The following is a 21,534-nucleotide window of genomic DNA, read 5'->3' as shown; positions in this document are numbered from 1 at the left end:
AGTGCGTACTGCCCAAGTTGTTTTTCTCCGTTTATACTAGGGCATATCTTGAATTACAAAGGAGAAAAACATATGACTACAACTCAAATCTATAGCCACGGTGTACCGTGGGAAGAAGCATTCAGCGTGGCTCAGGGATACAGCGTTAACGGTATGATCTACATTGCAGGGCAATTTTCGCATGATATGCAGGGGACGTTCATTGGTGTGGATGATATTGAAGCACAGGTTCGCCAGACACTGGATAACCTGGATCGCGTACTCGCAGGATTCAACGTGACCAAGTCGAACATTGCTGAACTGGAGATTTTCTTGGTTCATCCTCAAGAGCATCTTGAGCCATGTGTTGCCGTGTACAAAGAGTACATTGGTACGCATCGTCCAGCAGTTACGATGGTCGGCACATCGGGTCTGGCTTTCCCTCATCAACTGGTTGAGATTCGCGCGGTTGCACATACCAACTGATCCGGCTCACCTCAAGTCTTGCAGCAGAAAGCACACATATCTGATAAGGAACTTGCTTTAACAAAGTTTATACGCACATGAAGCCGGTTTGGATTAACTCCGAACCAGCTTCATCTTTATTTCTTATTCTTTTACTTTAACAGATTACAAACGCGGGTCTACTCGCTCCGACTCCAGCGATAGCGTTGCTAGCACACATTCATGAATTCGCTCCACTGGCTCTCTGCGTATAAAGCGCTCAATACCCTCCATGCCCAAAGCACTCTCCATTAAGGCGTGGCGTTCTTTTTTGGACGTTTTGCGTTTACGAAGTCGGGACAGATTTCCAGGTATCAGGTAATCCATTCCGTATATGATGTGTAAATATGCACGTCCTCGTACTTTAATCGCAGGCTGAATCATTTTGTTGTTATTCCAGGCGCGGAACATTTCAGGTTTGATGACAATACCTTCATGTCCTTCCGCGGTAATCTCATCCCACCAACGAATAACATCCGTTTCATCTGCCTCACTTGCGATCATGCGATATTCCGTCTCCATCATCAAGGTTGACATGCGAGCGAACTCACGGTTTTGTTCCATATGCCATTCATGTGTTTGCTCCCAAAATGCTCCTGAGCTATGTGCCAGTGTGTGGAACGGCGCAATCTGAATGTCTCCGATATCATCCACATCCCAGCAGTATTTCTGGAATACATCGCGGAACGTCTCGGCATTAGCAAGTTTACCTACTGTCTTCTGCAACCACTCATCTACATTCCGACCTGCCGCTTCAGCTTCACGCAGTTTGTCCAGAACCGTAGAACGATCCATAAGTGAGGCTTCGGCCACGTGTGCATATTGTGAAGCAATCAACTCGCGGGCCTTTAGATTCCAAGGAACGATCTCGGCATCGAGCAATACGAATTCCGTCTGATGACGTTCAAAATAACCATCTGCGGTCAAGTCCGCATGTAACTTCGAGAGCACACTCTGCTCTGTCGAAGGATCAAAAAAGGATCGGCCCGTCCGTGTCACAATATTCCCCAGCATCGGTCGGCCCACTCGTTGCACCGCAGCTTGCTCATCACGGAAAAGAAGTAAAATGGCCCGGCTGCCCATGTGTTTCTTCTCGGCAATCATACGGGTAACGCCCTGTGAGCGATAATACTGGAACGCATCATATGGATGCTCCAGATATCCCTCTACAGAACATACACCTGGCGGTGGACTCATCGTAGGCGGAATGTAGACCAGTTCTTCCAGCGGTACAGTAAAATGGGAGAACGTATCAATCGCCGTCTTCGCCACCTCACCGTGTACAGACACGTCCAGTTTAGATGCTGTCTGAACTGTGAAACCCTCCTTGAACTTACGTATATTGGGCGGAGCAAAACGCCGCTGTTCCCAGCGCTTTAATGGACTATCCGGATCTCCCGCATAATCCCGCTTCGCCGGAACACTGACTGCCTCACGTTCTGGCATTCGCCAAGCAGTGAGCATGCCACCAAAAACGACACCTTGATCAATATTGACCGTATCATTCACAATCGTAGGATATGGACGAGGATCATGTCCCCAAACGATGCATTCACCTGAATTGTGATCCACGTACCAATCCTTGCGCACCGGCCGACCTTGCTCATCCGTTCCGTCCACATCGCCATATCGGCAATAATCCTGAATGCGTTTGGACTGTTTCCCGATAAAATGATCTCGAATCCCTGCGTGTGCAACAACGACTTGTCTTACCTCATTGCGGGAAAACACCAGATGAGATGGTGCATCTAGCAGAAATGTCCTAAGTTCTGCACGTACTCGCTTCGCCGTCTCCTGACCATGCTCCTGCTCAAACTGTTGCAACTCCATCTCTACCCGTTCGTCACCATGATTCAGCGTAACATCACGACCATCCAGATAACGTGCAATCTTCCAGCCGTGATTGCTGTCAATCATGTAGGCGAGCTCGGCGTCACAATGACGTTGCCAGAACAACAGACATTTTAATGATTCTGGTCCACGACTCGTTACGTCGCCGACCGAAACCAATTTTCGTCCTTCAGGATGACGGTACAAGCCACTTGCATCCTCGTCCACATACCCGAGACGCACGATTAATTCCATCATTTCTTCGTAACAACCATGAATATCTCCGATGATATCTATACCTGTACCCATATCAGTCACCAGCGGATTGGATGTGCGGACAAACGCAATCTCATCCGGCTGCTTCAGCACATAACTGGCATCAAAGCCATCCTCACGGATCGAGCGTAATGTACGCTTGAACTGCTGGACCTGTTGCTTCACCCGTTGACGTCCACGCGGATACTCCCGCCGGGCATCACGTTCCAGAAGTTCTTTTTCCGGGATATCCAGTACGACTGCAATCACAGGGACGTGAGCCTTTCTTGCCACCTGAATCAGTCGCTCCCGATCCTCTGGATACAGATGTGTCGCATCCACCCAGGTCAGCTTGTTCAGACGACAGCGGGTTGCGAGCATCGCCTCCATCGCTTCAAAGGCTTTGGCCGATACTTGCTGATACTCGGCATAGATCACATCCGCTTCACTGCGGGGACGGTTTTTCCAATCCACATACTCATCATCTCCAACCAGCATGCGGAATTGATCGGACGAGACGGCTTCCGTGCGCCGAATGACGCTTTCTTCAACGAGGCGATCCAGCAACGTACTTTTGCCACTGTTGGATGGGCCGACGAGAACGATAATGCCTGCGTGGGGTAGACGAATCTCACGCTGTCTTTCCTCCGTCCAACTTTTCCGATCCTGCTGTTCTCTGCCATTATCCGAGATTTCGTTTGGTCTCATTTTTCTCCTCATGATTGACTCTCCTTTCTCCGCTCAAAAATGACCAGTTGAGTTGGTTGTCCATATCCTTCTGCATGCTCACCAATACCCTTAATTTCATAGCCATAGTTTCCGTGTTGCGTCCATTCTTCACACCGTGAAGCCAGCTCCGCACGGGTCCACTCAAAGCGATGATCATGGTGACGGAAACTTTCCTGCTCCATTGCGTACACTTCGTTATATTCCTTGTTGGGTGTAGTGACTAGCAGCACTTCTGGCTGATATTCGTTCATGATTGTGTCCATAATTCTGTTCAGACGATATTCCTCAATATGCTCAATCACTTCGCACAGGATCATGACGTCCTGGTTTTGCATCTGCTCGTCAAAATAAAAAAGTGAACCGATAATCGGCTCCGGCATAGCCACCACTCCAGAACGACCCTCCAGCTTCGCGAAGCGCTCCATCGCTCGTAGTCGTGACTGACCTGAAGGTTCAACGGCCATAATCGACTCCACACCTGGAATGTATGCCAAACGGGCAGACAGCTTTCCTTCACCCGCTCCCATATCCACAATGCTTCGTTTGGATGGTAACGCTGCAACCACATCTGTAATCGCTCGATAACGCAACTCGTTTAACCGTAAAGGCGGTTCAGATTGTTCAGATTGCCTGCCATTTCGTCCAGATGTACCTGTATCTGCATCCGTACCTACAACTGTACCTCTAGTATCTGCATTCAGTTGCTTCTCATCGCAATCGGAGTGGGACCCGGGATATTCTTGTTCTCCTTCTTCCTGAAGTCCCACGTTATTCTTCTGAATAACCGTATTCAAGACTTGAGCTATTCCGCTCTCCTGTCCAAAAGACGCAGACATAGCACCCTCTTGACGCTCATACTGCCGGATCAGTTCGGCAAAACGAAGCGTACGCTTCACAATGAGTTCTTTCAGTGGATGAGCATCCAGCCACCCTTCACCGTAACGCTTGATTTTATCGATCTCATCTTCACTGATGAAATAATGTTTGTAATTATCCAGCACTGGGATCAGCAGAAAAAGCTGACGCAGTGCATGTTGTACCGTGTTACGACCACGCAAGGTGATATGGCGAACTGTGCTTTTATTTTTCAGATCAAAGGAATAAGACAACTCTCCACGTTCCATCGAAACTGCGTATCCTAATGGCGAGAATAATTCCTCCACAACCCGATCCGGCAGATCGGAGGCCACCGGTCCAAAGATCATTTCCAACTCAAAAGAGTGACCTACCCATTGCACATAGTCTTCCTTGGGCTTGCCATTCAGGGCCGTCCCTAGCGCCCCACGTATGTAGGAGCAGAACAGGCTGCTCGTCACAAACTCACGATCATTGATATATTGCGTTATGTCATACCCATCAGGTGTGCCTCTGACCAGATCCACAGGATCAGGCTCGGCATGAATCAGCACTTCTGTTTCGGTCTCTGTTGTCTTGGTGTACACCATTCTTACACGCACACCTTTGTCTAAGCGATCATATATATTCAGCGGGTTCTTCGCTAACAAACGGGATACAACTCCCGCGTCAGCGCCGCTTGCCTTCAAGATCAGATGCATCAGTTCTCCTCCTTTTATTTGAAAATTTCATCACGCATCAGAGCGTGTCTGCAAACCTGTTGAAAGCCCCAGCATACTTGAACGTCCCGAAGCCAGAGCAGCACAAGTGCATGATGACGTTAACGAATCTCTGGCGTCTTATTTCATGATGAGAAGCGCCACCTAAAACCTAACGAACCAGAATCATGCTAAATGAAGCTAAACCGCCTTTTTCTATCCTTTTATCCGACTTTTTCGGGCAATAACGTGTCCCACGTTCCTTATAATTTAAAAAGACACTCTGGATGCCACATAAGATGTCCTGTGTTCCTTAGAACTTACTCTCCATCGCAAGTCTTCACAATCAGTCAGTCGACTTGGACTTTATAACGTTCTAGATGTGAACATCCCTCATTTGATCGCTCGCCTGGGGTAAGAACCGTCCTAATTATTCCCCTTCGCCCCACACCTCTTGCAATGCCAAACGAAAAATCCGATCCAATTCCTCCAATTGAATGATTTGCTCATTATCCATCTGTCCGGCCAGTTGTTCAAAATGCTCGATCTTCTCCGCCAAAAAAGTCTGTATTGCTGGCAACTGCGGCTCCAGATCCAGTTCCTCACCTGCCTTTTTCCGGCGCAGCAATTCATGAATTTCCGTATATAGCGGTGTAGTCGCAGGGACAAGTTCTTGCACCAGCTCTTCGAATTCCATCGGCGGCATCGCATCATGACGTTCGATCCAGCTACATGCGAGTAAGGGGCGCAGCACATAGAAATACTTTTTAATTCTTACTCGCTCACCTTGTAAATAATCCCGGAAATTGCCCTTCGCCATATTCAGATAATGATACATGCAGGACTTGGGCGAGAAGGTCAACGGTGAAAGTGCACGGATATGCTGTGCCACGTTGTATTGTTCATCATACTGGATGGGGGATTGCAACCACTCCAACAGGGGCGGATTTGATTTGCGAAACAGCTTCAACGCCTTGCGCAGATCCCAACCATTGATATCGAGCTGATCACTGATCGGGCGTTCAATAACATCCCTTCGATCCTCAATCGACAAGTACCATTCCAGCGGTCTCACATACAGAAAACGCACATCATAATCACTATCCTGGGAAGGAAATCCCCACGCCCGGCTGCCCGATTCACAGGCATAGATGATTCGTACCTTCTCCTCCTGTTCAATCTGCTTGAGCTGTTGTCTGATCGTATCTTTCATTTCTTCATGAACGTAGGTCATGGTCAGCCGCCTCCAAATTCCCTCAATTAAATCTCCATCGCTCTCACCCGGTTCGCAAGTGTATCATATCCGGCCACAGTCTCAGCAATATACGTCAATACCGTCTCACTCCAACCGTAGATGTAAAAGGTTTTGCCATCCCGTGGCGGTACCATTGCCTGCTGATAAGGTGCAATATCCACAATAAATGCCTTTAGCTCCGGATTCATCATCCGACGATATCGCTCAAGCTCGGCATATAACGGGCTGCCTTCATTTTGCTGTTCATCGGTAATCATAATGATCTGATCCACTTTCTCTCCGATATCCCGAAGTTCCCGCACGGGTCGACCTGTATCTGTTCCACCTTGTGCGCGAATCTGGTGAGCTTGAGAAAGAATGCTTTCATTCATCTGCGGGCGAGCATCCTCAACCAAATGGTCGAATAACCAGAACAGTGCGTTACCTCTCGTTTGTTTATAAAGTGCCAACGCCAGCACCGAACCAATGCGTAAATAATCCCCTTGCATGGAACCGGAACGATCCAGGAAAATAGCCGTTCTTCCCGGCAGCGTTGGCAGGTTGCCAATGGATAGCTCCACCGCTTGCCGCAAAGCATCCCGCAGCTCTTCCCTCGCAATCATTTCATACGCACTGGCGAATCGGAAAGGCAGTATTCGTGACTTACGTAGGGCCTCCACATCCGTTAGACGACGTGTAACGGCATCGATATTTTTTGCTTTCTCAAAAACCCCTGCCCGATCCATTGCGTTCAGATGACGCAGCAACGCAAAGGTCGGCATTTGTGACATTAACGCTTCCCACACCGTGCGTGTCGGTTGCATGATCGAGGTGACCACCGAGTACGGAAGTTTACCTTTCTCGATCAGATGCATCCGGCTTGCGGGGTTGGGCGTAGCTTTCAGTTCTTCCAGCGCTTGCAACTGTGGCAGTTCCGTAAGATCCACCTCATGCCCGCGCAAATAACGAAACAAGGCTTGCTGCTTCAGATCGATCGGTTTGGGGTGTGCTGTAGCGATCATATCACCCAGACTGTATCCTCGCCCGCGTCCGTTGTATTTGACCGCCCAGTATTCACTGATCCCGTTCAAAAAGAGACTCACCTGACGCTTCACTGCTCGACCGCCCTGCCCTCGACCCATTCCTCTCAGAATGGTCAGAAAATCAGCCAAGTCAGCCGGTGTCTGTACGACTTGGGAGAACACCTTTGCAAACTGATCCGCGTCCACTTTGGACAATAGTGCCAGCCCATATATAGGCTGTAATCGCATCAAACCTTCATTACGAGCATAGACCAGTGCCCGCGCCATATACCCTGCATCGACCGCAGCCATCTCCTGATGACTGACCATCGCGTCGTCCATCAGGAGATGGGTATCGGCATAGAACGTATTGTTCAATGTATTGGTCATCAACATCTGTATATATTGTTCCTCCACCAATCGCTCATAGGCTCCGTAGCCCCCATGATTACGTGTCGTTGGCTGAGGCTGGTTGAATAATTGTTTCGCTCTGCTCATCCCTCATGACCTCCTGGTGTGAGTCTAATGGCTGTTCTTTCATAATAAAATGTTCCGAGGAAAAAGGGGGGAAGGTATAATACCCGCTCTACCGCTGAGCTACACCGCCATGGACGGCGGCGATTGGATTCGAACCAACGACCTGGTCGATTAACAGTCGAAGTAACCCTCCCTGGCGCCTCGGAACCTTGATCCACAGTGCTTGTTGCTGCCCCGCTTCACAACCTCATTATGCCTCACACATCTGCACGCGAACATGGCGAAAGTATGACGACGACTGAATTTCTGCAATGGAGTCAACCTTTATAAGTTTAAAATGAAACCTGACACTCTTCCTGCTACAATAAAGGGATATCGTCAATGGAAAGTTCAAGAATGTTCCTATACCGCAGAATTGTTCTGCCAACATCGTCGTCCATTATATCCGCCTGACTCCAGGCCACCAAGGAGTGAATACTCATGGCTAAAGAGAGTTTTGACAAAGAAATTCAGTTCTTACGCATGTTATCCCTGACCAGTGGTGCATATACCCGCAAACAGTACGCCGAGCGGCTTGGCATATCCGTACATACCTTTGATAAAACCAATCGCAGGTTAAAAGAAATCATGCAGACCGTCGCTGATCAACGTTTAGGTTCCGAAGCAAGCCGGGAAATGGCAGACCTCGTGCGCTTCCAGTACGGAGAATCCGCAGAGCCCATGCTGCTCTTCCTCTTCCGCGCCAAGTCGATGAAAGAGACTGAAGTTCAGCGCCTTTCCGTCCTTTTGCATACCCTACAGAACACAGCCCTGACCGCAATGGAACTGCTGGACGCCTGCTGTGCTGATCTGCCGGAAGATCTGGCGTTACCTGACGAGAAAACCATTCGCTCTGATCTGAAATATCTGGAAGAGGTTGGCGTTATTCGAAAAGAGCCGGGTGGCAGACCGTATCGCTATGCTTTGGAGCAAGATGTCCTTACCGAATTAACCGTGGAGGAACAGCTGGAGTTGTATGATTTTGTGGATATAATGGCAAATACCCAGGTTCCTTCCGTACAGGGGTACTTATTGCGGGACAGTCTGAAGAAAGCCATTACCGCAAGTTTTCCGCAAGAAGAAGCCACCGAACCCTATATCTACAAGTATCACTATTATTCTCGTATCCTGGACGAAGCTCATCTCTACACGCTGCTTAGTGCGATTCGTCAGCGCAAGCGTGTGCAGTTCCTATACTATTCACCGAAAAAACCATCCAGCTACAGTTCACAGAATACGAACCCACGCTTTGAACGAGAAGCAGGTGGTCGATCCAACCGGATCGTGCCCCTTGAAGTAGTCTATGACCATCAGTATGGTCGTTGGTATGTCATTGGATTTCAGGGCCGCCGTGGCTTCGTGAAATTCCGCATGGAAGGCATAACCCAACTGGAGGAAGAGGATTCCGTAGAAGAGGAATACATGCTCGAGTTGAAGCAGCAGTGGACTGACATTAGTCGCTACAGTTGGCTGGTAGATACGGGAAATACCGTGACAGTTCAAGCTCGCTTTTTCCACCCGGAGCGAGGTCAGCGCAACTTCATTCTGGATCGGGTTCGTCTGCAAGGTCAATGGGGCAAGATCATACCCGAAACGGACCATTCCTTTCTCTACGAAATCCAGGTTAATGGTACCACCGAGATCAAACCGTGGTTACGAAGTTTTGGCTCAAGCTGCGAAATCATCGCACCTCAGAGACTACGCCAGGAGATGATCCAGGAATGGAAGGAGATTGCGGAATATTATGAACCTGTTCGAGAAGATGTTCAATTACCAGATGATGACCCGACTGAATGAAACCGGACTGTTTACCTGGACCTCACAGGAACGGGCCTGGCTTCGCATGATGCTGAATCACCCTGCCGCAAGAGAAGCCCTGAGCGCTGTAACATTGGATAAAATGCACAACATGCTGAACGGTGAGCAGGATTTGAATCTTCAGAACTATCTGACCGAAAAAGCCAAAAGTGAGGAAAACAGTGTCTCTCATCCACTACTTAGACCATTACGGCTAATCATTCTGCAACATCAGGGATTTCGAATGACAGGCCGCGTCCGCAATGGACGCACAAGCCATGATGAATTTGGTTTCCCGTATAAACTGGAGTATTCCATGGTCAAAAAAGAATGGTATGTGCTCTGGTACGCACCTCGCTTCGACAAACTCATGTCTACCAAGCTGCACAGCATCGTTGCCGTGGAAGCCCAACCGGTTGACCCGGATACCTCTTCTGGCTATACTGCCCGAATTGCTGCAATTACGGAGAAGCGCAAAACGACGATCACCATCGAAGTGTTGCCGGAGTTCAATCAGGAGCTGTCCCGAATCCTCTATGCTTTCTCATGCTTCGAGAAACAGGTCGAGTACACGGAAGCCAAGCAGACATATCGGATTGAGCTGACCATCCCGCGAAATGAGATGGATTATGTCTTATCCAAAATGCGTTTTCTCGGCAAACGGGTTCGAATCGCTGACCATCCAATGTTGCGGGAGCGAATGTCCGAGACTGCTGCGAAGGCATTGGCACGTTATGCGGAAAAAGAGCCTGATAACCATGCCGAACACTCCAATGAAGCTCAGCACCGCCAACATGAGGAAAAACCGCTTGCAAAAGCCGATGGTCATTGATTACGTAAGAGTGGATTAACCCTAACCTTTTGCCAAAAAATAAACCCATATGAAAAAGGTCTGGATGATCTCATCCAGACCTTTTTACTGTTCATGAGCCTAAACTAGGTTCCGCCACTGCTGGCAGCTGAATTTCGTCTCTTGTTGATCGCATGCACACCCATGACGACTGCAATTAATTCATATGTGTCCAGTTGTTCAGACTGGTTAACCAATACAAATGCCCCTGAACTAAACCAGCCACTGGTGCGACGGAAACTTGCCACGATGCGTCCACCACTTCCACTGACATCATATTCCTGCGAAAATGCGGGAGCAGACACATCGTATATACCGCGCGATCCTGCATCATACTCATACTTTTTGCTGAAGAAACTAAACCTCGCTCGCAATACGCCCAGATGTCTCCCATCGGCTGCAGTGATATCCCAACGATTGGTTAACATGCGGAATTTGCCGCTACAGACCAATCCCGAGTGATCGGATACATCGAGCGAAGAGCCAAAAACACTTTTCAAATCCAGATGTCCGGCCTGTTCCTGATTCGAATTCATAATTTCGGTGTAACCCGCATTAAAAAAATTATCCCTGAAGTATAGCTCCATATTACGTTCTCCTTTCCCTTACATGGCCCCTTTCGTTCTCTTTAACCGGGTTTAGCAACCAATGAATACGCTAAAGAATATTTACACTGTACACTCCGATGACAGAACAACCTTCCGATCGCTGTAATCCCCAGATTTTTTTGATTCCTTCTATGAGGGGAAATCCGGTGATAAAGGAGAACGCTCCGCTTCTTCAGGTCCTTTCTGTCCTCTCCGTTTTGTGTAAATGTCTAGTTCTATTTATATAGAATTACGTGTATTCATTGGGATGCGATTCAAAAAGTGAAATCTCGGTATGACAAAACGAGCAACTCTCGTCGCCCGTGTCGTTTTATTCTAACCTGCTTATAGCGCGGTCCTTAGACTTCAACTTTTTTGTTGTTCAGGTAAATGGTAGCCCACACCAGAATGATCGCTACGATCACTTCGAATATAGTGCTTCCCCACATGCCATCCGACCATAATACGCCATTGGCTGTGATTGAAATCCCTGTACTATTTTCGGTGTAACGGAACATCTCATTTGGACTGAAGCGTCCTGTCATAATCATATTCTCCAACCAGCCAATCAGATTAACGAGGACCAAGAATGCAACGATTCCGATCCATGGTCCGGTTCTCCAACGGAAGCTGCCTGCAATCGAGATCGAAAGGAAGATGATCACGGTCATGAATACGATAACCCATGCGATAAACAGTAACAAACTAACATAATCCGATACATGCAGACCTGAAAGATCAATATGGGTAGCCATGTTCATTCTGAGCTTCATTGAAATATAAATGTAGGCATGAATCGTAAATATAACGACTAATCCCAGCCCGCAAAGAGCTCCAAAGATCAAAGGAGACAACACATGCGATAGGCCTGTTACGGGTAAAAGACGGCGATTATAAGAGCGGATATTGGACGTGTATGTTTTGATCATTTTCACATAAACAGCCACACCTACTCCAACATAACCCATAATGCCAAGCACAACCCCTGCGACCTCAGACATGAAAAGGGATAGCGCCACTTGCGCAATAATCAAAATAACGAGCCCCGCCAGCAGTGTATTCCAGTTCCTTCTAAAGTCATACTTCAATAATGTCATCATTCCGCATAGACCTCCTTGAACATCTCATCCACACTTTTCCCATATTTCAGACGGAGCGTTTCCACTTCTTCCCGCATCACCAGTTGACCTTCACGAATGAAGACCACTTCATCAAAAATCCGTTCGATATCATTCACCAGATGTGTTGAAATGATCAGACTGCTGTCTTCATCATAGAATTTGACGATCGCATCCAGAATCTTGCCACGCGCAACCGGATCTACTCCGCCAATCGGTTCATCCAGCAGATATAGACGAGCCTTACGGGATAACGCCAGTGTTAGTTGCAGTCGTTCATTCATCCCTTTGGATAGATGCCGAACCCGATCACTCTCGACAAGGTTCATGAAATCGAGCATCTCCCGTGCCTTCTCCTCGTCAAAATCAGCATAGAAATCGCGGTAGTACGCAATCGCATCCCGCACTCTCATCCACTTCTCGGTTAATGGGCGATCCGGCATAAATGAAACCAATGACTTCGTATCCAGCCCAACAGGCTTACCTGTCACTTGAATCGTTCCGCTGGTAGGATGCAGCAAACCTGCAACCAGTTTCATAAGTGTGCTTTTTCCACTGCCATTACTACCCAGCAGGCCAACAATTCGGCCAGGAGCAATATCCAATGTAATATTACTGAGCGCTCTCTTATTGCCATAAGTCTTGTTAATCTGGTTCAGTTCAAGGATGTTACTCATGCGTTGTTCCTCCCTTTCCTTCCGCAACGGCATCGGCTACGATGGATAAAATATCCTGCTCTTCAATCCCCAGTTCCTGCATTCCGGTTAGAAAGCGTTCCAGCAACTCACTGGCCATCTCTTTTTTGATCGTCATAATCTTCCGCTCCTCACTTGTCACGTATCTGCCCAAGCCCCGTTTGGTTTCGACCACTTCTTCTCGCTCCAGTTCCTGAAATGTCCGTTGTACTGTATTGGGATTGATCTGTAATTCAGCCGCCAGTTCACGAACCGAAGGGATTTTGTCACCTGCCTGAAGTGTCCCGGTTACAATCTGTCTCTTGATGTACTGCATAATCTGCAGATATATTGGTAAGTTGTTATCAAATTCCATAGTCACAAAGCACTCGCTCCTCTCTGTACTGGTGTGTTAGTTACATAGTACACTAGTAATATAGTGTTGTAAAGCCCATTTGTCAAAATATATATTCGCTTCGTTGATGGACATGCTTCCGATTTCTGTGCACATACAAAAAAAAGAGCAGATCGTATAGATCTGCCCTGCATCGCTCAATATTCGTATTTTCACCTTACTCACATGCTTATCGTTCAAAGATACCATCTACACGATGTCTAAAGGTACCTTGCCTTTAGGTGCAGGGAAAGCCTCATCCAATCGGGTCCGTTCCTCTTGTGTCAAAACGATATTCACTGCTGCTGCATTGTCTGCCACATGATTCAGCTGTACCGCCTTGGGAATCGCCAGCACATCTCCGTCCCGGATCACCCAGGCTAATGCGATCTGAGAAGTTGTAACTCCTCGATCCTGCGCAATCTCCTGAATGACCGGATGCTCCAACAATTCACTCCGAAGTCTGCCCCCCTGAGCCAGTGGACAATATGCCATAACAGGAACGCTACGTTCCCGCATCCAGGGGAGCAAATCATGTTCAATACCACGCGAAGTTGCATTGTACAGTACCTGATTCACCATGCACAGAGAACCCTCTGGCAAACTCCATAATTCCTGCATATCCCTTGTGTCCAGATTCGAGACACCCCATCGCAGAATTTTACCGGACTGTTTCAATTGTTCCAAAGCCTGAACCGTCTCTTCGAGCGGTACACCTCCACGCCAGTGGAGCAAATACAGGTCCAGACGATCCGTTCCCAATCGCTTGAGAGAGCGCTCACAGGCCGTGATCATCTGCTTGCGATCTGCATGATGGGGATACACTTTCGATACGAGAAAGACTTCATCACGAAGGCCTGAGATAGCCTTTCCCGTAACAACTTCTGCTCCACCCTCTGCATACATCTCTGCCGTATCAATCACGGTCATTCCCAGTTCAATACCGGAACGCAATGCCCGTACTTCTTCTTCCTGGCTGGATTGCTTCTCTCCCATGTACCACGTGCCTTGTCCGATCGCGGGCAGGACAGTTCCATCTGGAAGCAGAATCGTGCGTGTCTGATCACCATGCATCATCTATATTCCTCCATTCTGAAGACTTTATGGACATTGTGACCTCTCTAACGATGACTATACGAATCATAAATCATGCCATCGCTTACATGTCTCCAGTGCCTCATCATCATGATATACAACTGATCCAGTGGCATGGTAAGGCTACTCTGGGCAACGCTGATGGTCGCATCGACCATATTGCTGTTGACCGTCATCAATTTGCGTTTCATCCCATTCTGACGATCCAGAAAGGCTTTCTCGTCCCGCAATTTAACCCCGATCATTTTCTGTCCCATCAATTCATACATAAAAATATTCTCAACGTCTTTCCAGGCCACTGCCCCTCCTGCGGTATAAGAAGATGCATCTACAAACCCATCCTCATTGATCACAAAAGAAGGTTCCTTCTTAATCATCTTTACCAGACTGTAGCAGAAACATAGCCCAAAAAACAAAATGGATAGTATTCCAATCACCCCCGAGAGGATGGAATCATTCGTAACTGAAGAACGATCAAAAATCAAAAAAAATCCGGCTGCCACAAAAAGTGCCGCCCCCGCCGTAAGCCACGCCATTCGTTTCCGGTTTGGATATTCTACATGCTGTTCATAGGATGTGCTCAACGTGACGTTCCTCCTTCATTACGACTGAATCTTACGCGTTCTATATAAACGAATGGCTATGAACCAAGTACTTAAATGTAGAACAGGAATTGCATTGTACATTAAACCAAATTCACCAATGTTAAACATTGAATTAAGACCATTTTTCGTCATTTCTGCGGTTATTCAACATTAGGATTCGTCATCTTTCGAGCAATTCCTTTAACACACTTATATGAATTGAACTAAAGAATTTTTACATGGGTCACTCCGATGACAGAACAACCTTCCGATCGCTGTTATCCCCAGATTTTTCGAATCCACTTTCTCAAAGTGAAAATCCGGGGATAGCCTATGCTTCCGATGCAGCTTTCTTTCAGAAAGCTTTTAGGCGAACGCTCCGCTTCTTCAGGTTATTTCTGTCCTCTACGTTACGTGCAAATATTTAATTCAATTAATATACATTGAGTTAAATGTCTTACTCCTCCTTCATTACACTTATTGTCCTGTCCCTTGCTTTCCGTTAATATAAATGGAAAGGTTAGGAAAATAGCCAATTCTAATTCATGGTGGGAGGACAAGCAATGATGAGTCAGCGCGGCATAACATCGGAAGATCTTTATCAGATTACATGGGTTAACGATCCGACCCCGTCTCCTCAAGGCGGACAACTGGTATATGTAAGCCGGAAAACGAATGAAGCACGTGACGGTTATTGTTCTCACCTGAGACTGCTGCATCTGGGGAGTCAGAAGGACAGGCCCTTTACCTCTGGAGAGAAGGATCATTCCCCTGCCTGGTCACCGGATGGGTCCCAGCTTGCTTTTTTACGAGAGGTTGATGGGAAACCCCAGGTGTGGATTATCGCAACAGATGGCGGAGAAGCACAGCAGATCAGTCACCTGAAACATGGCGTCAGCTCCTTGCTCTGGTCACCAGATGGCCATACCCTACTTGTGAAATCATCCGTGGATATGAGCGGAGAAGACGAATCAGAACATACCGATTCTAAAGACGATAACCATAAACTGCCGCAAGAACATGTTGTGGACCGAATTCGCATGAAATCAGATGCGGGCGGATTATGGGACGGAAAACGATCCCATCTCTTTGCTCTTGCACCCATTGATGCGGAAGCCATTCCTGTAACTACTGGTCACTATGACGTTGGAGACTACGCTTGGTCCCCGGACGGAACATCCATCGTATGGATTGCACAGATGCCCGAAGAAGGCGAGGAACACAACGATTACACCCTGACCAATCATGTGTACCTTGCCAAGGCAGACGGGTCGGATGTGCAGCAGTTGACCCCGGAAGGATATACGTTCAGCCGACTGACATTTGCACCGGATGGACATTCCCTGGCCCTGCTCGCCAGTGACCGTTCTTATGGAAATGCCACACTTGTGAAGTTATATACCCTGCCTGTATCAGGTGGTGAACCCGTATGTCTGAGCACGGATTGGGACGTACAGTTGAATCACAGCATTGTTGGTGATATGCGATCACATCTGACAACCACGGGACCTGTATTCAGCCGGGATGGTTCATCCATCCTCTGCCTAGCGACCATTCATGGTAGTGTACGCATCGCCAAATTCGCAATAGACGGCAGCAGTGCCGAGTATATATTGCCTGATGAACAGGAGATTTATCAATTTGCCGAATTGGAAAACGGACAGATCGTTGCTGCTGTTGCCAATACGCGAAATCCTGGTGATCTCTATATGTATAAACAACCGGAAGATTCCGGTGTAGAACCAATTCAGCTTACCCGCAGCAATCCACAGCTTGAGGATGAGATCCATCTTAGTTCACCCGAGACCTTCTGGTTCAACGCCTCGGATGGCCTGCGGCTGCAAGGGTGGATCATGAAACCTCGTGGTATGGTTGACGGGGTCAAAATCCCGACCATTCTGGAGATTCATGGCGGCCCGCACATGATGTATGGTTTCACATTCATGCACGAGTTCCAGATTCTAGCCGCACAAGGCTATGCTGTTGTGTACATCAATCCACGCGGAGGACTCGGATACGGACAGCAGTTTGTAGATGCCTGTCGTGGCGATTACGGCGGAGGCGACTATCGCGATCTCATGGAGAGCGTGGATTATGCCCTGTCCCAGTATGAATTTATTGATGAATCCAGACTGGGCGTAACCGGTGGCAGTTATGGTGGTTTCATGACCAACTGGATTGTTGGGCACACCGATCGCTTCAAAGCTGCTGTGACCCAACGTTCCATCTCCAACTGGTTATCTTTTTACGGCGTCAGTGACATTGGCTATTTCTTCACAGAAGATCAGATTGGCGGCAACGCGTGGGATGACACTGAAAAACTGTGGAAACATTCCCCGCTCGCTTATGTCGGCAACGTGAGTACTCCGCTGCTCATTTTGCATGGCGAACAGGATCTGCGGTGTCCGATTGAACAGGCCGAGCAATTATACATTGCGTTGAAACGGCGCAAGCAGACGACTCGTCTCGTTCGTTTCCCTGGGGCCAACCATGAATTGTCTCGCGGCGGTCATCCCCACTTAAGGGTACGCCGTCTGGAGCATATTACCGGTTGGTTTAACGAGTACCTGTAAACAACATCAAGTTCCCGAGAAGAATAGACCAGATATGAATTCAAACATAAAAGCCGCCCGTTGAAATCTGTTTCGATTTCAACGGACGGCTTTTGGCGTTACCTTTTGAATAATAGAAAAATACGGATCATTATACTTTGAATGACTCAAGCACGTTAGTATGAGGACATGTGGTTATACTCGTCGCTTACTCTTCGCCCCACACCACGGTAATTTCATTCAGATCGCTGTTGGTTGCAGACACAGAACCTGTGATGGTTACGGCATATTTACCATCTTCACGACCCACGATACTGAATCCGTCTGCCTCTATATCCTGCGTATTTTGAGTCAAGTTTTTGGTCTGATAATAGTCTTTGTAGGAGGTTCCAACGGTTAGCAACGTTTCTTTTGTTGTGTACGTGAGGACCACTTTTTTGTTGCCATCCATGATGTTCTCAACGAGACTTGTCGCCTTCGCATCCTTCGGTAATGGGAAATCTGCTGGCAGATACTTGGACTTCACACCTGCAGCCTGTGTGTTAGTACCTGTTGAAGGTGATGTTGATCCGTTGTTGCCTGTGGATGTAGACCCACCAGAGGAGCTTGATGAGCCGATGCTCACTTTATTGTTCTGGGAATCATATTTCACTTCAGTCTTCAGTGCATCCGCAATCGAACGAACGGGAAGATATGTACTACCCTGATATGTAATTGGCGCAAGCTTTTTGCCCTGGTCACCTGTCGGTGTGAATTTCTGTCCGTTCACTTCGATGGCGAGTCCATGGTTCAGATAAGCCTTGATCGTCTCCAGTTGTGTACCTGCATACACACCTGCCGATCCGGTTAACACCATGCCGAACACACTCGCAGTAATCAACCACTTCTTGTTTTTCATCCTAAACGCCTCCTGAGTTCAATTGTCAGCCTTATGCATCATACGATTCATGACAACCGCACGATTTACGCAAAAGACTCATGTCGTTATGCTCATCATGTATGGGTACGAGCTTATTCGAATAACAGCCCGTTGTTCCACCCAATGTTAGCCATATAATAGCATCTAACAAGAGGTTGTAAACGGTATATGAACAAAACAGGACAAAGGACGTATAAAAATAGTCTTTGTCGTATGACAGTTGTTCTCTGACTCGTTAAGTTGTTCTTATATGAATAAAGTCCTGAATTCCGGACCATACCTATGAAGCTCTGCTTGCACGTTCAAGAGTTGCGAAATGAACCGATATAGTAGATAATTATATGTCGATTGTGGTCGAGGGAACGGAATTCAAGGGGGATTTTTTGCAATGAACAATAACAGTACATTTGATCAATCTATTAACCGGATCTCAACTGGATCAGAGAAATGGGATGCACTTGAGGAAATCTTCGGCGCTGCGGATGCGCTTCCGATGTGGGTGGCGGATATGGATTTTGCTGCTCCACCATCCGTCATTGAGGCTTTGCAAACACGAATGGAACACGGGATATTTGGGTATACGGTGCGTACAGAAGCCTATCATGCAGCCGTTGCACGGTGGATGGAACGGCGCCACAACTGGAAAATTAACGATGACTGGATCGTGTTCACGCCAGGGATAGTACCCGCACTCAGCATTGCTGTACAACGATTTACGGATCCGGGAGATGCAGTGGTCATCCAGACTCCGGTGTATGCTCCCTTCTATGAAGTGGTACGTGGTCAAGGCCGTGAACTGATCACCAATCCTTTGGTAGAGAATAATGGTCATTACACGATGGATCTGGAACAACTGGAATCCAGCTTGCAGACCGGTCGGGTCAAAATGCTGATTCTGTGCAGTCCACATAATCCGGTTGGACGTGTATGGACTCGTGAGGAGCTTGAAGGCCTTACGTCGCTGTGTCTGCAATACAACGTACTGATAGTATCGGATGAAATTCATGCCGATCTTGTTCACCAGCGCGGAGCTCATACACCGCTGGCCCTGATCTCGGACGCCGTCTCCGATCTAAGTATCATCTGTACGGCTCCAAGCAAAACGTTCAACATTCCCGGCCTCTGCACGTCCAACATCATTATCCCCAATGCCAAGTTACGGGAATCGTTCGCGCAGGGTGTAAGAACGATGGGACTTGCCGGTATCAGCACACTGGGGGCTGTTGCAACCGAAGCTGCTTACAATGATGGCGAGGAATGGCTGGAAGAATGCCTTGCATATATCCATGGGAATATGGAGTATGTACAGCAATATGTTGCGGAACATATGCCAAAGATCAAAATGCATCTGCCCGAAGCAACCTATCTGTTATGGATGGATTTCCGGGAGCTGAATATCCCACATGCACAACTGTGCAATATGCTGCTTCATGAAGCAGGGCTTGCTTTTAATGACGGAAGCTCCTTTGGAACGGAAGGTACAGGATTCATGCGTATTAATGTAGCCTGTCCGCGTTCCACGGTTGAAGAGGCGATGCGCAGATTATCTGTGTTGCTCAGCAAACTGTCGGACAAATAAGCTGACAGTTACCTCTATGCACGTTGCGAACAGAACGTGTGCTGATCGATAAATGACGAATATCTGTAAAAGGGAAAAAGGGGTGCCCCGTAGTCAAGTCCATGACTCACATTCATGGTCAATGACTGCACAGGGGACACCCCTTTTCTTTTCTATTCTCTTCTTTTCTATTCAATCCATTTATTTATTGAAACATAATTAACCTTACAGTGACATCGACATCGGCATCGGAATAATTCTGTCGCACAACCTGTTCAGCAAATCCCGATCATGGCTTATGATCAGTAATCCCAGATCACGCTGGCGAGCCACGTCCATCACGGTATGCCAGATCTGTGCCTGCGTGATCGCATCCAGCATTGTGGTCATTTCATCTGCGATCACATAACGTGTCGATGTACCGAGTGCTCGCGCCACACAGAATCGTTGCAGTTCCCCACCGGATAATTCACCCGGTCTGCGGTCCAGCCAAGCTTGCTGAATCCCCAAAGCTTCGAGCAACTGCTCATCCTGTACAGCCGCCTCCTGAAGGACACGACGCATCCGCCAGCGTGGATTCACAGCTTTCTCCGGGTGCTGATACACCAGCTGAACCGGACATACCCCTGTACGAGGGAGCGGTTCACCATCCAGTAATACTTGTCCTGCCACGGGTTCGGCATATCCTGCAAGGATGCGCCCAAGACTTGTTTTCCCACAGCCACTCGGTCCCCACAAGCCAACGACTTCGCCTTGTTGCACCTGCATGTTCATCTGCTGAAACACCCACGATTTCTGATCGTAACGATAACTTACATCCTGTGCTTTAAGTGACATGGAGACACCTCACTTCTCCGCCTCGTATCTGACGAAGCGGAGGACGTTCAGAGATACATGCAGCGGTTGCTGCGCTACAGCGGGGAGCAAATGAACATCCTCTAATGATCCCTTGACCTGCCAACGGCTGGGAGCCTGGGAGTGGCCGAAATCCATTCTGCGGCAGCGCATTCCAAAGGGCTTTCGTATACGGATGGCGCAGTCGTTCTCCATTGCCCGTAAAATCATCCACCTGGGCTGTCTCTACATTGGCACCCGCATAAAATACAGCGATGCGATCGGCCGCCGTCAGTGCAGTCGTAACATCATGCGTAATCCATAGGATGCCTACACCTTGATCTGCGAGTTCGCGAAATTGCTTCATCGTCTCGGCCAGCACTTCGGGATGAATGCCTGGTGTCGGCTCATCGGCAATGATCAGCTTTGGCTGGCCTGAGGTCGCTGTAGCCATCAGCACTCGCCTTGCCATACCTCCGGACAACTCAAACGGGTATTTCTCGCCCGTTCCCCGTGGGAGTTGATAACGCTCCGTCAGCTCCTGCTCCGACTTTTTCACGTGGGATTGATTCATGAATCTGCGCTTCTGTCCGGCACCCCGGCTTACCGACTGAACCTGGCTCCCCACCTTCATCAGCGGGTCCAAATAACTGACGGATTGCGGAATTAACACCAGTTCGTCTCCACGCAGATGAAGCTGCCGCTCTGAGGTCAAGGGCTCGCCATTGTAGCTCATTCGACCTTCCAACTTGGCATTGGCAGGCAGAATACCCATGATGGCCTGCGCCAGCACACTTTTACCCGATCCGCTTGCGCCTACAATAGCGACAATCTCGCCCTCGTTTATGGAAAGATCCAGATTCTGAATGACATACGTCTGTTCGTGTCCAAACCAGCCGCGAGCGCGCCGAAACGACACCGATACTCCCTGAATATCAAGAAGAGCCATA

At 48.2% G+C, this 21,534-nt stretch carries 18 protein-coding genes; 5 read left to right on the top strand and 13 right to left on the bottom strand.

What is annotated here, in order from left to right; genetic code table 11:
* The first annotated feature begins 72 nt into the window (after window positions 1–72).
* Window positions 73–465: a RidA family protein gene (locus tag MKY85_RS05730; protein WP_339259235.1), complete on the top strand. Its 393-nt coding sequence runs from the start codon at window positions 73–75 to the stop codon at window positions 463–465.
* 144 nt (window positions 466–609) lie between these two features.
* Here the strand turns inward: MKY85_RS05730 and MKY85_RS05725 are convergent, their stop codons facing one another.
* The 4 genes from MKY85_RS05725 to MKY85_RS05710 all read right to left on the bottom strand — a co-directional run bounded on the left by MKY85_RS05725 (window position 610) and on the right by MKY85_RS05710 (window position 7,604).
* Window positions 610–3,288 (bottom strand): polynucleotide kinase-phosphatase, encoded by a 2,679-nt coding sequence (locus tag MKY85_RS05725; protein WP_342572062.1) that lies wholly within the window; start codon window positions 3,286–3,288, stop codon window positions 610–612.
* Window positions 3,285–4,853, bottom strand: a complete 1,569-nt coding sequence (locus MKY85_RS05720) for a 3' terminal RNA ribose 2'-O-methyltransferase Hen1 (RefSeq protein WP_342572061.1) — start codon at window positions 4,851–4,853, stop codon at window positions 3,285–3,287. The genes MKY85_RS05725 and MKY85_RS05720 overlap by 4 nt, the downstream gene beginning before the upstream one ends.
* A 427-nt stretch (window positions 4,854–5,280) precedes the next feature.
* On the bottom strand, window positions 5,281–6,084 hold the full coding sequence (locus MKY85_RS05715; RefSeq protein WP_342572060.1) for a nucleotidyltransferase domain-containing protein: 804 nt from the start codon (window positions 6,082–6,084) through the stop codon (window positions 5,281–5,283).
* 26 nt (window positions 6,085–6,110) lie between these two features.
* Window positions 6,111–7,604, bottom strand: a complete 1,494-nt coding sequence (locus MKY85_RS05710; RefSeq protein ID WP_342572059.1) for a TROVE domain-containing protein — start codon at window positions 7,602–7,604, stop codon at window positions 6,111–6,113.
* A 459-nt stretch (window positions 7,605–8,063) separates the two neighbouring features.
* On the opposite strand from MKY85_RS05710, the gene MKY85_RS05705 reads away from it, so the two are divergent.
* On the top strand, window positions 8,064–9,419 hold the full coding sequence (locus tag MKY85_RS05705) for a WYL domain-containing protein (protein ID WP_342572058.1): 1,356 nt from the start codon (window positions 8,064–8,066) through the stop codon (window positions 9,417–9,419).
* Window positions 9,367–10,251 carry a WYL domain-containing protein gene (locus MKY85_RS05700; RefSeq protein ID WP_342572057.1) on the top strand — a complete coding sequence of 295 codons (885 nt, stop codon included), beginning with the start codon at window positions 9,367–9,369 and terminating at the stop codon, window positions 10,249–10,251. The genes MKY85_RS05705 and MKY85_RS05700 overlap by 53 nt, the downstream gene beginning before the upstream one ends.
* A gap of 104 nt (window positions 10,252–10,355) precedes the next feature.
* Here MKY85_RS05700 and MKY85_RS05695 read toward each other — a convergent pair whose 3' ends face one another.
* From MKY85_RS05695 to MKY85_RS05670, 6 genes are all read right to left on the bottom strand, one after another.
* Window positions 10,356–10,856, bottom strand: coding sequence for a hypothetical protein (locus MKY85_RS05695; RefSeq protein ID WP_342572056.1), 501 nt, complete (start codon window positions 10,854–10,856; stop codon window positions 10,356–10,358).
* A 359-nt stretch (window positions 10,857–11,215) separates the two neighbouring features.
* Entirely contained in the window at window positions 11,216–11,956 is a 741-nt protein-coding gene (locus MKY85_RS05690; RefSeq protein WP_342572055.1) for a hypothetical protein, read from the bottom strand.
* Window positions 11,953–12,651, bottom strand: coding sequence for an ABC transporter ATP-binding protein (locus MKY85_RS05685; RefSeq protein ID WP_339259224.1), 699 nt, complete (start codon window positions 12,649–12,651; stop codon window positions 11,953–11,955). The genes MKY85_RS05690 and MKY85_RS05685 overlap by 4 nt, the downstream gene beginning before the upstream one ends.
* A complete protein-coding gene (locus tag MKY85_RS05680; RefSeq protein ID WP_076331852.1) occupies window positions 12,644–13,030 on the bottom strand; it encodes a GntR family transcriptional regulator in 387 nt (128 codons plus the stop codon). Before MKY85_RS05680 ends, MKY85_RS05685 begins: the two co-directional genes overlap by 8 nt.
* 222 nt (window positions 13,031–13,252) lie before the next feature.
* Window positions 13,253–14,119, bottom strand: a complete 867-nt coding sequence (locus MKY85_RS05675; RefSeq protein WP_342572054.1) for an aldo/keto reductase — start codon at window positions 14,117–14,119, stop codon at window positions 13,253–13,255.
* A gap of 44 nt (window positions 14,120–14,163) precedes the next feature.
* Window positions 14,164–14,721: an STM3941 family protein gene (locus tag MKY85_RS05670; RefSeq protein WP_342572053.1), complete on the bottom strand. Its 558-nt coding sequence runs from the start codon at window positions 14,719–14,721 to the stop codon at window positions 14,164–14,166.
* Between the two features lie 563 nt (window positions 14,722–15,284).
* Here MKY85_RS05670 and MKY85_RS05665 point away from each other — a divergent pair.
* Entirely contained in the window at window positions 15,285–17,294 is a 2,010-nt protein-coding gene (locus tag MKY85_RS05665; protein WP_342572052.1) for a S9 family peptidase, read from the top strand.
* A gap of 187 nt (window positions 17,295–17,481) precedes the next feature.
* Here the strand turns inward: MKY85_RS05665 and MKY85_RS05660 are convergent, their stop codons facing one another.
* The gene (locus MKY85_RS05660) at window positions 17,482–18,171 is read right to left on the bottom strand and encodes a stalk domain-containing protein (protein ID WP_342572051.1); all 690 of its coding nucleotides are present in this window, start codon (window positions 18,169–18,171) and stop codon (window positions 17,482–17,484) included.
* 409 nt (window positions 18,172–18,580) lie between these two features.
* Here MKY85_RS05660 and MKY85_RS05655 point away from each other — a divergent pair, with 409 nt between their 5' ends.
* A complete protein-coding gene (locus tag MKY85_RS05655; protein ID WP_342572050.1) occupies window positions 18,581–19,771 on the top strand; it encodes a MalY/PatB family protein in 1,191 nt (396 codons plus the stop codon).
* A gap of 204 nt (window positions 19,772–19,975) precedes the next feature.
* Here the strand turns inward: MKY85_RS05655 and MKY85_RS05650 are convergent, their stop codons facing one another.
* Together MKY85_RS05650 and MKY85_RS05645 are read right to left on the bottom strand one after the other, a co-directional pair.
* On the bottom strand, window positions 19,976–20,587 hold the full coding sequence (locus MKY85_RS05650; RefSeq protein WP_342572049.1) for an ATP-binding cassette domain-containing protein: 612 nt from the start codon (window positions 20,585–20,587) through the stop codon (window positions 19,976–19,978).
* A complete protein-coding gene (locus tag MKY85_RS05645; RefSeq protein ID WP_342572048.1) occupies window positions 20,577–21,533 on the bottom strand; it encodes an ABC transporter ATP-binding protein in 957 nt (318 codons plus the stop codon). Before MKY85_RS05645 ends, MKY85_RS05650 begins: the two co-directional genes overlap by 11 nt.
* Between the last annotated feature and the right edge of the window lies 1 nt (window position 21,534).

It is taken from the genome of Paenibacillus sp. FSL R5-0749 (genome assembly GCF_038595085.1).
Classification (GTDB): domain Bacteria; phylum Bacillota; class Bacilli; order Paenibacillales; family Paenibacillaceae; genus Paenibacillus.
The sequence above is the reverse complement of the archived record's forward strand: the minus strand, read 5'-3'. Positions and strand labels throughout refer to the sequence as shown.

Coding starts and splice junctions, on each gene's coding strand:
- MKY85_RS05725 (WP_342572062.1), bottom strand. CDS start 3,288: ATGAGGAGAAAAATGAGACCAAACGAAATCTCGGATAATGGCAGAGAA.
- MKY85_RS05730 (WP_339259235.1), top strand. CDS start 73: ATGACTACAACTCAAATCTATAGCCACGGTGTACCGTGGGAAGAAGCA.
- MKY85_RS05715 (WP_342572060.1), bottom strand. CDS start 6,084: ATGACCTACGTTCATGAAGAAATGAAAGATACGATCAGACAACAGCTC.
- MKY85_RS05645 (WP_342572048.1), bottom strand. CDS start 21,533: ATGGCTCTTCTTGATATTCAGGGAGTATCGGTGTCGTTTCGGCGCGCT.
- MKY85_RS05710 (WP_342572059.1), bottom strand. CDS start 7,604: ATGAGCAGAGCGAAACAATTATTCAACCAGCCTCAGCCAACGACACGT.
- MKY85_RS05685 (WP_339259224.1), bottom strand. CDS start 12,651: ATGAGTAACATCCTTGAACTGAACCAGATTAACAAGACTTATGGCAAT.
- MKY85_RS05700 (WP_342572057.1), top strand. CDS start 9,367: ATGAACCTGTTCGAGAAGATGTTCAATTACCAGATGATGACCCGACTG.
- MKY85_RS05650 (WP_342572049.1), bottom strand. CDS start 20,587: ATGTCACTTAAAGCACAGGATGTAAGTTATCGTTACGATCAGAAATCG.
- MKY85_RS05665 (WP_342572052.1), top strand. CDS start 15,285: ATGATGAGTCAGCGCGGCATAACATCGGAAGATCTTTATCAGATTACA.
- MKY85_RS05695 (WP_342572056.1), bottom strand. CDS start 10,856: ATGGAGCTATACTTCAGGGATAATTTTTTTAATGCGGGTTACACCGAA.
- MKY85_RS05675 (WP_342572054.1), bottom strand. CDS start 14,119: ATGATGCATGGTGATCAGACACGCACGATTCTGCTTCCAGATGGAACT.
- MKY85_RS05660 (WP_342572051.1), bottom strand. CDS start 18,171: ATGAAAAACAAGAAGTGGTTGATTACTGCGAGTGTGTTCGGCATGGTG.
- MKY85_RS05655 (WP_342572050.1), top strand. CDS start 18,581: ATGAACAATAACAGTACATTTGATCAATCTATTAACCGGATCTCAACT.
- MKY85_RS05690 (WP_342572055.1), bottom strand. CDS start 11,956: ATGATGACATTATTGAAGTATGACTTTAGAAGGAACTGGAATACACTG.
- MKY85_RS05720 (WP_342572061.1), bottom strand. CDS start 4,853: ATGCATCTGATCTTGAAGGCAAGCGGCGCTGACGCGGGAGTTGTATCC.
- MKY85_RS05705 (WP_342572058.1), top strand. CDS start 8,064: ATGGCTAAAGAGAGTTTTGACAAAGAAATTCAGTTCTTACGCATGTTA.